This window comes from Bradyrhizobium zhanjiangense, assembly GCF_004114935.1.
Lineage (GTDB): Bacteria > Pseudomonadota > Alphaproteobacteria > Rhizobiales > Xanthobacteraceae > Bradyrhizobium > Bradyrhizobium zhanjiangense.
Map to the genome: position 1 here is coordinate 8,801,851 of NZ_CP022221.1, position 13,367 is coordinate 8,815,217.

The 13,367-nt window shown below is 64.2% G+C and carries 15 protein-coding genes; 7 read left to right on the forward strand and 8 right to left on the reverse strand.

The features are described 5' to 3' along the window. Positions 1 to 37: 37 nt before the first annotated feature. Positions 38 to 238 (forward strand): CsbD family protein, encoded by a 201-nt coding sequence (locus tag XH85_RS42080; RefSeq protein ID WP_164934719.1) that lies wholly within the window; start codon positions 38 to 40, stop codon positions 236 to 238. Between the two features lie 54 nt (positions 239 to 292). On the opposite strand, the gene XH85_RS42085 is transcribed toward XH85_RS42080, so the two are convergent. Then, positions 293 to 448 carry a Thivi_2564 family membrane protein gene (locus XH85_RS42085; RefSeq protein ID WP_008546817.1) on the reverse strand — a complete coding sequence of 52 codons (156 nt, stop codon included), beginning with the start codon at positions 446 to 448 and terminating at the stop codon, positions 293 to 295. A 289-nt stretch (positions 449 to 737) separates the two neighbouring features. Between XH85_RS42085 and XH85_RS42090 the strand changes: the two genes are divergently transcribed. Beyond that, a complete protein-coding gene (locus tag XH85_RS42090) occupies positions 738 to 2,831 on the forward strand; it encodes a methyl-accepting chemotaxis protein (protein ID WP_128936614.1) in 2,094 nt (697 codons plus the stop codon). A 151-nt stretch (positions 2,832 to 2,982) separates the two neighbouring features. Here the strand turns inward: XH85_RS42090 and XH85_RS42095 are convergent, their stop codons facing one another. Both XH85_RS42095 and XH85_RS42100 read right to left on the reverse strand, forming a co-directional pair. Beyond that, positions 2,983 to 3,624 (reverse strand): DUF2865 domain-containing protein, encoded by a 642-nt coding sequence (locus XH85_RS42095; RefSeq protein WP_128936615.1) that lies wholly within the window; start codon positions 3,622 to 3,624, stop codon positions 2,983 to 2,985. A gap of 17 nt (positions 3,625 to 3,641) precedes the next feature. Continuing rightward, positions 3,642 to 4,424: a L,D-transpeptidase gene (locus XH85_RS42100; RefSeq protein ID WP_128936616.1), complete on the reverse strand. Its 783-nt coding sequence runs from the start codon at positions 4,422 to 4,424 to the stop codon at positions 3,642 to 3,644. A gap of 211 nt (positions 4,425 to 4,635) precedes the next feature. Here XH85_RS42100 and XH85_RS42105 point away from each other — a divergent pair, with 211 nt between their 5' ends. The 5 genes from XH85_RS42105 to XH85_RS42125 all read left to right on the forward strand — a co-directional run bounded on the left by XH85_RS42105 (position 4,636) and on the right by XH85_RS42125 (position 8,870). Next, positions 4,636 to 5,748, forward strand: coding sequence for an AI-2E family transporter (locus tag XH85_RS42105; protein WP_164939412.1), 1,113 nt, complete (start codon positions 4,636 to 4,638; stop codon positions 5,746 to 5,748). A 78-nt stretch (positions 5,749 to 5,826) separates the two neighbouring features. After that, entirely contained in the window at positions 5,827 to 6,198 is a 372-nt protein-coding gene (locus XH85_RS42110; protein WP_091882036.1) for an ElaB/YgaM/YqjD family protein, read from the forward strand. A 91-nt stretch (positions 6,199 to 6,289) separates the two neighbouring features. After that, entirely contained in the window at positions 6,290 to 6,745 is a 456-nt protein-coding gene (locus tag XH85_RS42115; protein WP_128940045.1) for a hypothetical protein, read from the forward strand. Positions 6,746 to 6,932: 187 nt separating this feature from the next. Next, positions 6,933 to 8,075 (forward strand): OpgC domain-containing protein, encoded by a 1,143-nt coding sequence (locus XH85_RS42120; protein WP_128937619.1) that lies wholly within the window; start codon positions 6,933 to 6,935, stop codon positions 8,073 to 8,075. Positions 8,076 to 8,255: 180 nt separating this feature from the next. Continuing rightward, positions 8,256 to 8,870, forward strand: coding sequence for a TetR/AcrR family transcriptional regulator (locus XH85_RS42125; RefSeq protein ID WP_128936619.1), 615 nt, complete (start codon positions 8,256 to 8,258; stop codon positions 8,868 to 8,870). 7 nt (positions 8,871 to 8,877) lie between these two features. Here XH85_RS42125 and XH85_RS42130 read toward each other — a convergent pair whose 3' ends face one another. From XH85_RS42130 to XH85_RS42150, 5 genes are all read right to left on the reverse strand, one after another. After that, positions 8,878 to 10,536, reverse strand: coding sequence for a CHASE domain-containing protein (locus XH85_RS42130; RefSeq protein WP_128936620.1), 1,659 nt, complete (start codon positions 10,534 to 10,536; stop codon positions 8,878 to 8,880). Between the two features lie 316 nt (positions 10,537 to 10,852). Further along, positions 10,853 to 11,476, reverse strand: coding sequence for an urease accessory protein UreG (gene ureG / locus XH85_RS42135; protein ID WP_128936621.1), 624 nt, complete (start codon positions 11,474 to 11,476; stop codon positions 10,853 to 10,855). 164 nt (positions 11,477 to 11,640) lie between these two features. Beyond that, positions 11,641 to 12,369: an urease accessory UreF family protein gene (locus tag XH85_RS42140; protein WP_128936622.1), complete on the reverse strand. Its 729-nt coding sequence runs from the start codon at positions 12,367 to 12,369 to the stop codon at positions 11,641 to 11,643. Then, positions 12,350 to 12,994, reverse strand: a complete 645-nt coding sequence (gene ureE, locus XH85_RS42145; RefSeq protein WP_128936623.1) for an urease accessory protein UreE — start codon at positions 12,992 to 12,994, stop codon at positions 12,350 to 12,352. The genes XH85_RS42140 and ureE overlap by 20 nt, the downstream gene beginning before the upstream one ends. Before the next feature lie 12 nt (positions 12,995 to 13,006). After that, a complete protein-coding gene (locus XH85_RS42150) occupies positions 13,007 to 13,306 on the reverse strand; it encodes a putative quinol monooxygenase (protein ID WP_128936624.1) in 300 nt (99 codons plus the stop codon). Between the last annotated feature and the right edge of the window lie 61 nt (positions 13,307 to 13,367).

Genomic DNA, 13,367 nt, shown 5'->3' on the forward strand with positions numbered 1-13,367 from the left:
GCTTGCGTTGTAGGCCATCAACGCGATGGAGATGGTCATGGACTGGAATCGCATCGAAGGAAACTGGAAGCAGTTCAAGGGTTCGGCCAAGGAGAAATGGGGCAAGCTCACTGACGACGACCTCCGATTGATCGAGGGGCGTCGCGAGCAGCTCGAGGGCCGGCTCCAGGAACGTTACGGCAAGGCCAAGGACCAGGTTCGTCAGGACGTCGACGACTGGCTCAAGTCGCTGCATTGAGGCAGCACGAAAAAGCCCCGGCCCAGGCCGGGGCTTTTTGTTTGGATGGGTCCGCTAGAACACTGCAAGATATTTCAGGAGCGACACGATGCCGATGATGATGACGATCACGCGCGCGATCTGCTTGGCGCGGCCGTCCATCGGCAGCATGTTGATGAGATAAAGTACGAGAATAACGACGAGAAAGGTGACGAGTACGCCGACCAGCATCGCTAGGACCCCCCTTCAGGCAAATGGCTGCCTCGTCCTAACGCCTGTAAGGCGCGCGGGTTCCGCCTCTGCAACCCCTTGCAATTTCAGGTATTTGCCCGACGCAGCAAAGGCCCCGTAAGTTTACGGCAGCATCACTGTCTAAGTTTTTACCCTTTTGAGGCCAAATGCGCTTCAGGCGCCTGCCACCGGCCGGCGCCTTTGCTGCGCGCATCCCTTTGGTCGTTCGAAGTTCGTAGGGGGCTGCCGTTGGGGGCCACGAACTTCGAAACGCGTACCGGGGGATCCGATGCTCAACCGCCTGACCGTATCCACGTTGCTGAAAGCGGTGATCCTGTCCACCGCACTCGTCGTCGTAATCGGCTTCTCGATCAGCGCATGGAATTCGTGGATCCGGCTTCAGCAGGCCAACCGGATCGTCGCGGTAGCAGCGGCCTCCGCCGATGTGTTCAAGGCGATGGCGAACATCCGCTCCGACCGCTCGACCAGCAGCCGTCAGCTGATCTCCGATATCCAGATGGACAAGGAAATCGAGACATACATCCGCGGCATCCGCGACGAGCTGATGCCCGCCCTGGCACGTGCGATCGAGATTTTACCCTCGATCGACTTGCCTCTGGGTAGGACGGTGGTTGCCGATCTCGACCGGCTGAACAAGGCGCTGCTGGCGCAGCAGGCTGAGTTCTGGACTGAGGTCGCCAAGCCCAGAGCATCGCGTCGCGCGGCGCTTGTCAAAGAGTATCTCGAGAGCGAGGACGGGCTGATGGCCATCCTCGAAAAGCTGTCGCCCGTGCTGGCCGCGAGCGTCAATCATCAGGACGCAATGATCGATCAACTGCTGATGATCAAGCAGATGGCCTGGCTGTTGCGCGTCAACGCGGGTGAATCCTCGCTGATCGTCGGCAACGCGCTCAACAGCGGCAAGATCTCGCCCGAGGTCCAGCTCGCTTTCACCAAATGGATCGGCGGCACCGAGACGGCCTGGAGCGCGACCGAGCTCGCCGCATCGGGCATGCAATTGCCGCAGGCGCTGGCTGCGGCCATGGCGGAAACCAAATCGTTCTATTTCGACCCGCAATATCTCGCCACGCGCGACGGCATCATCGCCGCAATCGCCAAGGGCGAGAAGGCGTCGATGACTGCCAATCAGTGGAGCCCCTACTCGGTCGGCCGGATGGCGAGCGCGATCAAGCTCGCCGATACCGCGCTTGGCATCGCCAGGGACCATTCCACCAGCCAGCGCGCGCAGGCGCTGCAATCGCTGCTGACCCAGCTTGTGCTGCTGATTGCCGCGATTCTGTTCACGGGCGCGGCCATGCTGGCGGTCAGCCGCCGCGTGATCACGCCGCTGCACCGGATCCGCGACGCGATGCTCAGGGTCGCCGGCGGCGACCTCACCGTCGATCCCGGCTATCTCGACCGCCAGGACGAGATCGGCTCGCTTGCCGGCGCGCTCGAAACCTTCAAGCAGCAGGCGATCGACAAGCTCAAGATCGAGGCGCAGGAGCGCGAACGTAACGCCGGCGCCGCCGCACGTCAGCGTGCGATGGAGGCCTATGTCGGCGAGTTCGAGGGCGTGGTGCGCAAATCGCTGGGCGAGTTGAGCGAGGCGTCCGGCGAGATGCGCAAGACCTCGGGCGATCTGTCGGCGGTATCGCGCCAGACCAATGAACGCGTCGAGGTCGCCGGCAAGGCCTCGAACGATGCCTCTACGAGTGTGGAGAGCGTCGCGGCAGCGGCCGAGGAGCTCTCCGCTTCAATCAATGACATCAGCCAGCAGGCCGCACATGCCGCAGGCATCGCCAGTCGCGCCGTCAACCAAGCGCGCGAAACCGACAGCACGGTGCAAGGGCTGGCGCAGTCGGCGGGGCGCATCGGCGAGGTGGTCGGGCTGATCAACACCATCGCGGCGCAGACCAATTTGCTCGCGCTCAATGCCACGATCGAGGCCGCCCGTGCCGGCGAAGCGGGGCGCGGATTTGCCGTGGTGGCGTCCGAGGTGAAGTCACTGGCGAGCCAGACCGCGAAGGCAACGGAGGAAATCTCCGAGCAGGTCGCCGACATCCAGAAGGTCGCGGGCGATGCCATCAATGCGATCCAGGCCATCGGCGGCATCATCGGCGAAGTGAACGAGGTCGCCACCGCCATCGCCGCCGCCGTGCAGGAACAGGGTGCGGCGACCCAGGAGATCACCCGCAGCACGCAATATGCGGCGCAGGGCACCAAGAACGTCTCGGACAACATCACTGGCGTGAAGGCCGATGCCGACACCGCGGCCGGTGCCGCCGAGAACGTCAAGCAGGCCTCCGAGACGCTCGAGACGCAGAGCCGCCAACTCGGTCAGCAGGTCAGCGATTTCCTGGGCAAGATCCGGGCGGCGTAGGGCTGATTGGAGTCGAGACTGGCGCCACATCTTCCGTGTCGTCCTGGCCGAGTGCGCAGTTGCGCACGGGGGGGGCCGGGAGGGAGTGGTTTGGCGCGCTTGTCCGGGACGACGGCGGAGATTGAAGCACCAGCCGTCGCTCACTCGCCCCCTACTCCTTCGCCACCACCGGCACCTGACGGAATCTGGCGCGGACGGATTCCGGCAGCGGCGAGAAATTCATCGCGACGCCGCGGCGGTCGTTTGCGTTGCGAGTTGCGACCACGAGGCCGCCAGCGCCCGCGACGATGTCGCCCTTGCGCAAGGTGGGATCGTCCTCGACCTTGACCTGGGCGAGCCCGACCGGATCCTTGCCGTTGCAGGTGCAGCCCGCGACGATCTCGTTGCGATAGCGGAAGGCGTTCGGCAGATCGGAATAGGACTTTCCGTTCTCCGTCGTGGCATCGTCGATGTTGCTGCCATAGACCAGCGAGGTTTCGGACGCCGGGCAGAAGCTCTTGCAGGACTGCGCCTTGCTTTCGGCATCCGTTCCTTGCGCCGGAAAATAGCGGCCATCGCATCCGCGCACGCAATAGGCGGCGCCGCCACCATAGGCGGCTCGCTGGCGCGGCATGTCGTAGCGCGGCATGTCATCGTTTGGGAACGGCGTCCGGATCTGGGGAGGCCGTGCGCCGAACGCGCCGAACAGCGCCGAGAAGAAATCCTCCGCATGCGCCGACGGCGTCAACGCGAGGCCGAGGGCGGTGACGGTGAACACGGCCGCCGCACAGCGAGCTATCGAACGTCTTTTCATGTAGCCTCACTCAACTCTCAGTTCACCGACGACGCCGAGATGTTCAGCGCCTGGTGGCCCGAGGGCAGCGTCGTCATGGCCGGGTGCTTGCGCACGGAATCGCCTCCCTTGTCGCTTCCCTTGGCCATCAGCGGCGCGTTCTTTGGCAGCACCACGACCTTCGTCCCGACATTGACGCGGCCGAACAGGTCGATGACGTCCTCATTGGTCAAGCGGATGCAGCCGGACGAGACGAACTTGCCGATGGTGCTGGGATCGTTGGTGCCGTGGATGCGGTATTCGCTCGAGCCGAGATACATCGCACGGGCACCGAGCGGGTTACCCGGACCGCCCGCCACGAAGCGCGGCAGATAGGGTTGGCGCGCGATCATTTTGGCCGGCGGATGCCAGTCCGGCCACTCGGCCTTGCGGCTGATGCTCTGAACGCCCGCCCAGGTAAAGCCCTCGCGGCCGACACCAACGCCATAGCGGATCGCGCGTCCCTGGCCGAGCACGTAGTAGAGATAGGTGTTGTTGGTATCGATGACGATGGTGCCGGCCGGCTCGCTCCTGTCGAAGCTGACGATCTGCCTGCGCAGCCGATCGGGCAGCCGGGCGTCCTCGTCTGCGGCTTGCGGTGCCTCGCTTCCATAAGCCTGTGAATAGCCCTGGTCCTGTGGATACGACTGCGACTGCATCGGCACGAAGCCGAGGGTTTGCGCACGCGCGCCGCCAAAGGGCGTGATGAGCAGTGCGCTTGCGAAGGCAAACGTAGTGACGGCGCGCGGTGAGAAGCGGCGGACGAGAGAGAACCTTGTCATGAGCTGCCCCGTTGGATGTGTGCATCTGGGTGATGCTGTCGCCAACAAACGCGACCGGGCCGACTCAGGTTCCGCCGAACTCTGCGGCAGCGACGTCACAGTCAAGCGAGCCCGTCTTCACGAAGCCGCGACGGAACCCTTGCTCAGCCAGCACGTTGTCGGATCGTCGATGGGCGCGCGGATCGCGAGTTGCGCGTGCGGGAGAGATATTGTGCGCGTCCTTCCCAGCGAACGTCTGATTCCCGGCAACAGCGACGGTGAACCGCTTCCCGACAGCCATAGTGAGCTGCCACCGGTCATCCGCCGCACCGAGTTCGTCGCTTTCGCACTCGCAGGCCTCCTGCTGATTGCGGTCGTCACCGTGCTCTATGTCGGAAAAGCGTTCTTCCTGCCCGTGGTGATGGCCTTCGTCATCGGCACCATGCTGTCGCCGGCGGCGAGCTTCCTCGAGCGATGCAAGGTGCCGCGCGCGCTCGGTGCCGTCCTGATCGTGATCGCGGGGACGGCAGTGGTCGCGTTCGCGGTCGCGCTGATCGCCTCGCCTGTGATGGAATGGAGCACGCACCTGCCGGAGCTCGGCGCGCAACTGAAGGACAAGCTGCACGTGTTCGACCGGCCATTGGCGCTGTGGCGCGAGCTGCAAGCCATGGTCGGCGGCTCGGAGGAATTCCCCAACTTCCAGTTGCCGAAGATCGAGTGGGTGCAGCCGACGCTGGAATTTCTGTCGCCGACCTTTACTGAATTTCTGCTGTTCTTCGTCACCCTCATTCTGTTCATCGCAAGCTGGCGCGACTTGCGGCGGGCGATGATCATGAACTTCAGCAATCACGACGCGCGGCTGCGTACACTGCGTATTCTCAACGAGATCGAGGTCCATCTTGGCAACTACCTCCTGACCGTCACCGTCATCAATGTCGGTGTCGGCGTCGCCACCGGCCTCATCTGCGCGCTCACTGGCATGCCCAATCCGGCCGGCCTGGGCGCACTTGCGGCAACGCTCAACTTCATTCCGATCATCGGGCCGATCGCGATGTTCGCCGTACTGGTCATGGTGGGGCTGGTCGCCTTCCCGACCATCAGCGGCGCGCTGATGGCGGCGCTCGCCTTCGGTGGCCTTACCTTCCTGGAAGGGCACTTCATCACCCCGACCATTATCGGCCGGCGCTTGGCGCTGAATGCGCTTGCGGTCCTGCTTGCGCTCGCGTTCTGGACCTGGATGTGGGGCCCGATGGGCGCGTTCCTGGCGTCGCCGTTCCTGATCGTTGGCCTGATCCTCAAGGAGCATCTGTTGCCGGCGGATTCGCCGCAGCTGCCGCAGGCCTGAGCGGTTTCCGTGAACGGAACTTCCCCGACCACGAAACGTTCTCCGGCTATCTCAGCCGTCAACAGTTTGGAGCTCCCGATGTCCACGACCAATGCCGAAGCCGGGATGAAGGACTGGACCGACAAAGCCACCAGGGAACGCCTCGAGAAGGATGTAGCAGCCGTGAAAAGCGATATCGCCGCCCTCACCGAACAGATCACCGACGCGCTCAATACCTTCGCAAATTCCACCAGCAGGCAGGCTCGCCGCGGCTATCGCCAGGCGCGCGAGAACATGGATTCCGCGATGGACGACATGTCCGACCGCGGCAGCGCGATGATGGAGGCTGCGCAAGACGCCTACGGTTCGATCGAGGAGACGCTGGAAGAGGCCATCACGCAGCGGCCGCTCGCGACCGTCGGGCTCGCCCTCGGCATCGGCTTCCTGATCGGCGCCGCCTGGCGGCGGTAGGTTTGCGGAACGGATCTCGAGACGGCGGCGCTGCCGCGCCCGTTGCCGGCGTGTGGCGGTTCGGCTTGTGGGGGATTTGAGGAGCAAGGCCATGTTTCAGCGCATCATCGACGGGATCAGTGCATCCACCGGCACCACTGTGCGACTGACCTCGCTGGCCGCAGGCACGGCATTCGCGCTCTTCATCACCACGTGCTTCCTCTGCGCCGCGGCCTTCATTTCGGTCCTGGAGAAATATGGCCCGGTTCAGGCCTGCCTCGCGGGGGCCGGCATCTTCTTCCTGCTGACGCTCACCGCTGCCGGCAGCTATTGGGGCTACAAGCGCGAGGTGCAGAAGCGCGCCCAGATCGCGGCCGAGCGCGCCGCGAAGTCGATGGCACAGAGCATGCTTGCGGACCCCATGCTGCTCGCTACGGGACTTCAGATCGTGCGTGCCATCGGTGTGAAGCGGCTGTTGCCGATCCTCGCGATCGGTGGGGTCGCACTCGGAATCATGGCGAGCCGTGCTGGCGTAGCAGACGAGGCGTCGGCCGAACCTGCCGAATAATGGTCAGAGCGGGTTAGAAAATTTCGTCGTAAGTCCTCCGACCCCATCGATCGCAAATCGGTCCGGGCGGTCCCACGCAATTTTGCGCCATCCCGCACGAATGCCCCCGCCATCACGCAAACGCTACTCGGATGGGCAGGCGGTTGCCGCTAAAAGCGTCGCCCCTGATTCCAAAAGTTTTTTCGTGATGAAACCGTCCGTCAAGGCGAACCTCGCCGCATTTCAACCCGACGCCAGACTGTATTTGACACTCGGCATCGCCAACTGGTCGGTGTTCGTCGACCACATTCCGAACAACGTCGTCAACCTGCTGACGCTGCGAAACTTCGGCTTCAGCGGCGCCGCGGATTTGTTCGTGTTCGTGGCCGGTTATGGCGTCGCCATCATCCACGGCCGGATGGCGCTGGAGCGCGGCTACGTCGTCGCGGCGACGCGCATCTTTCGACGCGTCTGGCGGCTCTACGCCGCCTACGTCGTCCTGTTCGTCATCTATATCGACGCCATCGCCTATGTCGCCTCGCAATCGATGGCACCGGAAATCATCCACGAATACAACATCTCGGGGATTCTCGAGCATCCGCTGCGCATCCTGATCCGCGGTCTCGTGCTCCAGGAGGAGCCGCTGAACCTCGACCTCCTGCAATTGATGGTCCCGCTGATGGCCTTCTTTCCGCTTGTGCTGTGGGGCCTGTTGCGGCGGCCGAACGTGACGCTGGCGGCATCGGTCGCGCTGTACCTTGCCGCACGCTGGTTCGACTGGAATTTCCGGGTCTATCCGGACCAGGAGTGGACCTTCAATCCGCTCTGCTGGCAGATGCTGATGGTGCTGGGCGGCTGGTTCGCGGTGACGGGCGCGCCCGGGCGGGCGCTGCGCGGCATGCCCTGGCTGCGGATCCTCGCCGGGACCTATCTCGTCTTCGCGATGGCCGTCACCCTGATGCGCCATTCACCGGCGCTTGCCGCTTATCTGCCGGACGTCCTCCTCAACGGCATCGCGCCGACCGACAAGGAAAACCTCGCGCCTTATCGCGTGCTTCACTTCCTTGCGCTCGCCTTCCTCGCGACCCATCTCATTCCGGCCGATCATCCCGGCCTGCAATTAAAGCCGCTACAGGCGGTCATCAGGTGCGGCGAGGAATGGCTCGCCGTGTTCTGCGTCGGCGTATTCCTGTCCTTTGCAGGTCATCTCATCCTGATCACCGGGCCCAATATGGTGGTGATGCAGGTCGTCGTGAGCCTCGCCGGCTTCGCCGCGATGACCGCGGTCGCCTATTATATCGCCTGGTCGAAGTGGCAGGACCTGCCCGCCGCCTTGCGGCAGCAGGCCTAGCGGGTGCGCATCCGATTCCCCTAAAGCGCGTGAGATCAGGATGAATCGTCATCGCACTTTAGGTTATTGTTTGAGCATGATCTTTTCGGAAAACCGCTACACACTTTTCCGGATCATGCTCTAGGCCGGCGGCCGCGGCTGCGCTATGCGGAGCAGAAGCGGGTTGCGAGGAGACCGGACGTGGTGACGGCGAACAGCGAGGGTGATGAGGCCGACGGCGCGCCCCGGCGCGGCCGGCCGCGATCGATCGAGACCACCAACGCCATTCTCGAAAGCGCCTATGCGCTGATGGCCACCACCGGCCTTGCTGCCACCACTATCGACGCGGTCGCGCGGCACTCCAGCGTCTCCAAGATGACGATCTACAAATGGTGGCCGTCCCGCGAGGCGCTTCTGATCGACGCCTTTCTCCACCACGCCGCGCAGATGCTGCCGCTGCCGCCGGTGAGCTCCGGAACGCCCGCGGCGCGTGCACGCCGCCATGCCGCGGCCTATGCCGAGGCGCTCCAGGGCGAGTTCGGCAAGGTGCAGCTCGCCGTGATCTCCGAATGTATTTCGAGGACCGGCTCCGCCGAGCTGTTCTACGCCCGCTATCTGCAGTTCCGCCGCGACGCGCTGGTCGAGATGATCGCGGCGGGCCAGAAGGACGGCAGCATCCTGGCCGAGGGACTGCCCGAGGATCTCTACGACGCAATCTATGGCGGCCTGTTCTACCGCTATGTCTTCGGCATCGCACCGATCACGCCGGCTTACGCGCGCAATCTGGTCGATTTGGTGCTGCGGCCGAAGGGCTGACCTCGCATCACCGCACGGGCCTGACCGGGGCCGAAATCTTGTCGGTACGATCGCGCTCGGTCATGTCGACCACCGTCTCCATCGGCGCGATGAGCTCGTAGACGTAGGAGACGTCGGTGAAGTAGCGCTTGGCGGTGCCGCCGAGCGCCTCGGGCGCGACGCGGTCGAGCAGGATCAGGCCGAAATCGGAATCGGGGCGGCGCGTCGCCTCGCTGGTGTTGAACTCCTCCCAGCGGAAATTGAAAATCTCGTCGGGCTCCTCGCCCGTCACCGTCCAATTGGCCGTGATGTGCGGATGCTTGCCGACCAGCGACAGGCCTTCGTCGGAATGCGAGGCGAGCTCGAAGAACAGCAGCGACAGGCTCTGCGCCGCGCGGGCGCTGACCGCGATGTCGGGACCGGTGACGGCGATGCGATCGGCATGCGGGATGGCGCGCGCTTCGAACAGGCCCTTCAGCTTGACACCCTGCCACTGGCTCTCGCTGAGCAGCGAGACCACGTTCGACATGGCGTGGATGCGGCCGATCAGCAACTCGCGCGCGACGTCGATATCCGAGCCGTGGCGCAGCGTGCGTGTCACGATCGACTGGATCACCGCCAGGATGTTCTTGACCCGGTGGTTGAGCTCGTCGATGACAGCGGTGAGCCGACGCTCGAAGCCGATCCGCACCTGGATTTCCCGGCTGAGCCGCAGATTGTTGTAGGCGACATAGCCGAACAGGCCGCACACCATCGCGGTGATGGCGAGGCCGATCGCCGCGACGATGATGGCGGTCTGCTCGGCGCGACGCGCCGAATTGGTCTTCGCGTAATAGGCGAGCTGCCAGTCACGGCCACCGAAGCTTACCGTGCGCATGGCCGACGGCGCCAGTCCGTCCGCCGCTGTCATACGCGTGGAGACCACGCCCTGGTCGTTGGCAACGAGCTCGCCGCCGTCCCTGCGCGGATCCCTGAGCGCGACCGAGAACAACGACATGTCGTCATTGGTCAGCATCAGCGAAGCAAGCTCGTAGGAAAATGTGACGAACCCGGCCGGCTCCGTTGCACCTTCGGGAATGACGGGCGCGGCCACGATGACGCCGATTGGGCCGTTGCCGCGGAGCAGCGGAATCGGGTCTGAGGCGATCGACCGCTTCTCGACCCGGGCACGCGTCAGCATGGCGCTGCGAACCGGATCCTGATCGTAGCTGCGGCCAGGCAGTGCCTTGGTCTCGTTGCTGCGCGGCTCGAGGTCCATCAGCACGTCGATCGGCTGGGTGACATCGGCGGAATTGATCGGCTTGTCGTCAAACATGCGGATCCGCGGATTGGGGAAGCCGGCGCCGGCAATGGCAGCCTGCGCCGCCGTAAGCTCGTTCGGCTTCAGCCGGGCAATCCAGCCGGCCACCACGAAGTCGGTCTTGAAGGCGTAGATGGCCGAGCGCAGCGGCTCCAGCATGCTCGGCTTGATCACGGACGGCGCACGGAACAAGCCGGAGGCGACACGCGCGAGCAGCTCCCGCTCGGTGAGGCGATCCTGGACCAGGCTTGCGTGAACGTCGATCGCACGCGCGAGCGCGATCCGGTCCAGCGCCAGCTCCTGATCGTGAACGCGATAGGCCGCAAGCCCGGAGAGCAAGGCTCCGAGCAGAGCGATGAAGCCAATGATGAAACCCAGCCGGACCACTTCGACTACTCAGGCGAATGCAGGAGGTCGGCAATAAACACGGAGCATATGAATGCCGCTCGAACGGCCATGTGCCGAAACAGGGTGAACCCCCAGTGGCGGAGATAATGGAGGAGGAGGCATCAGTACGCAACGTAGGTCGGCTGAAAAGCTTAATCCGTCCGGCCGATGGTCCGGCCGGCATGGATTTGCCCCTTGGGGGCCAAGAGGTAGTTAATCGCCGTGTCCGAAATTTGTTCCGCGGTTGCGGCCCTGCCCCGGGTATTGGGGCAAAAACGCCTGCGCTAAGTCGTCGCGTCCGTCGGGCCCCGCGGTTTTAAGCGTCCCGTTTTAAGCCACCCTTGGTCTCGATGAAGCCGACGATGCGATCGAGACCCTGGCTCTTCTTCAGGTTGGTCATGACGAAGGGACGCTGGCCGCGCATGCGCTTGGCATCCGTCTCCATCTTTTCCAGGGAGGCCCCGACATGCGGTGCCAGGTCGATCTTGTTGATGACCAGAAGGTCTGACCGGGTGATCCCCGGCCCGCCCTTGGATGGGATCTTGTCGCCGGCGGCAACGTCGATCACGTAGATGGTGAGGTCGGCCAGCTCCGGGGAAAAAGTGGCAGCCAGATTGTCGCCACCGGACTCGATCAGCACGAGATCGAGGTCCGGGAATTTCGCGCGCATGTCCGCCACCGCCGCGAGATTCATCGAGGCGTCCTCGCGAATCGCGGTGTGCGGGCAGCCGCCGGTCTCGACCCCCGCGATGCGGTCCGGCGTCAGCGAGCCCGAACGCACGAGGTATTCCGCATCCCATTTGGTGTAGATGTCGTTGGTGATCGCGGCGATGTCATAGCGCTCGCGCATGGTCTTGCAGAGCAGGTCCATCAGCGCGGTCTTGCCCGATCCGACCGGGCCGCCGACACCGACGCGCAAGGGTCCGTGAGATTTCGACATGTCGCTCGCTCTTTCCTAACGTCGTCCCGGCGCAGGCCGGGACCCATAGCCACCGAACCCGGTTGATAGAGCGGGCTGTGGCCGCATCCCTCCATCTCCACGAAGATTCGTGGTTATGGGTCCCGGCCTGCGCCGGGACGACGGCTGAATGTGGCGCAGCAAGCTCAAGACCGGAACAGCCGCGTATATTGTGTCTCATGCCGCAGGCTGGCGAGATCGGCGCGGAAGGTCGCGCTGCCGAGATCGTCCAACGTCGCATTCAGCGCACGATTGGCGGTCGCGGCGACGGCGGCTTCCAGCCTCACCAGAACGCGCTGGCTATCGGTCTGGCCGAGCGGAATGAGCCGGCTGGCCGCGGAAATCCAGTTCGAGACGAGGGCATGCAAGAAGGCGTGGAGTGTCGGCGCCAGCGACACCCCATGCATCGCGGCGACCACGCCGACCGCGACGGGATAGACCAGCGGCGTGCGGCATGCCGCGACCATGGCATCCAATCCGTCGGCATCCCACGCGGCGCGGGCGATGTCGATGAAGGCACGGCCCTGCGAGGTCGTTTCCAGCTGTCGTTCGCGCGACGGCACGAAGGCGGCGGCCAGCTCGGCGATATCGTTCAAAGCGGTGGTCTCGCCCGCCTCCGCGGCGCGATAGGCATGGACCAGGAACGTCGCATCGCAAAAGCCCGAGCCGTCGCCAAGCATCGCATCGAGCCAGTCCGCCAGCGTCGCGGTGTCCGTGATATCGCCCGCCTCGACCGCCCATTCGATGCCGCTGGAATAGGAGAACCCGCCGACAGGGAATGCCGGCGACAGCCAGGTCATCAACCGGTACAGCGCCGCCGCCTCGCGCCTGGCGAGGTCAGCGGGGCTGACCGGCTCATTTGTGCTCATGAGCATGCTTGTGGCCGTGGTGATGGTCGGGGTGGTCGCAATGCTCGTCGTGATGATGGTGATGATCGTGATCATGGTCATGCGCGGCATGGCCATGATGGTGGTGATCATGACCGTGATGATCATGGTGATCGTGATGGCCGTGATCGTGATGGCCGTGATCGTGATGCGCATGATCGTCGTGCCCATGCGCGTGGCCGGCATCGGCGTAGGCGCCGCCCTCGGGATCGAACGGCGCCTCGATCTCGATCACGCGGGCGCCAAGACCCTTCACCATGGCTTCGATGACGTGGTCGCGGCGGATGCGCAAGGCTTTGGCCATGATCTGCGTCGGCAGATGGCGATTGCCGAGATGCCAGGCGACGCGGATGAGATGGTGCGGATCGCGACCGCGGATCTCCAGCAGCGGCTCGGGCGCCGCCACCACCTCCACCAGCCGGCCGTCCTCCAGCACCAGCGCGTCACCGCCGCGCAGCGCGACGGCGTGCTCCAGGTCGAGCAGGAATTCGAGCCCGCGCGTCCCCGTCATCGCCATGCGGCGGCGGTGTCGATCGTCGAAATCGAGCACGACCGTATCCACGGGGGGTTCCGTGAAGCGGTGCTGCCCCTTGACCTGCGTCGCCCGGATCATGCGTTTACCTCGTTACCGTGTCTCGACCTTCTCGGGCGTGATCACCTCGATCTTCGGCGGCGCCGTAAAGCACTTCACCGCGACGCGGCCGAACGTCTTCATGTGCTCCATGGCGCGGTGCGGCACCAGCGCCTCGGCATTCTCCCATTGCTCGACGAATACCATCTTGCTGGGATCGGTGACGCTCTCGTGCAAATCGTAGGCGATATTGCCGGGCTCCTTCCGCGTCTCCTTGATGCAGGCGGTAGCGGCTGCAATGAATTCGGCGCGCGTTTCGGGCTTGATGATCAAGGTGGCAACGACATAGATCACGAGAAATCCTCCCGGCTTTTCTTCTAAGGGTACGATACCGGGCGGGACATTAGACCAGGCC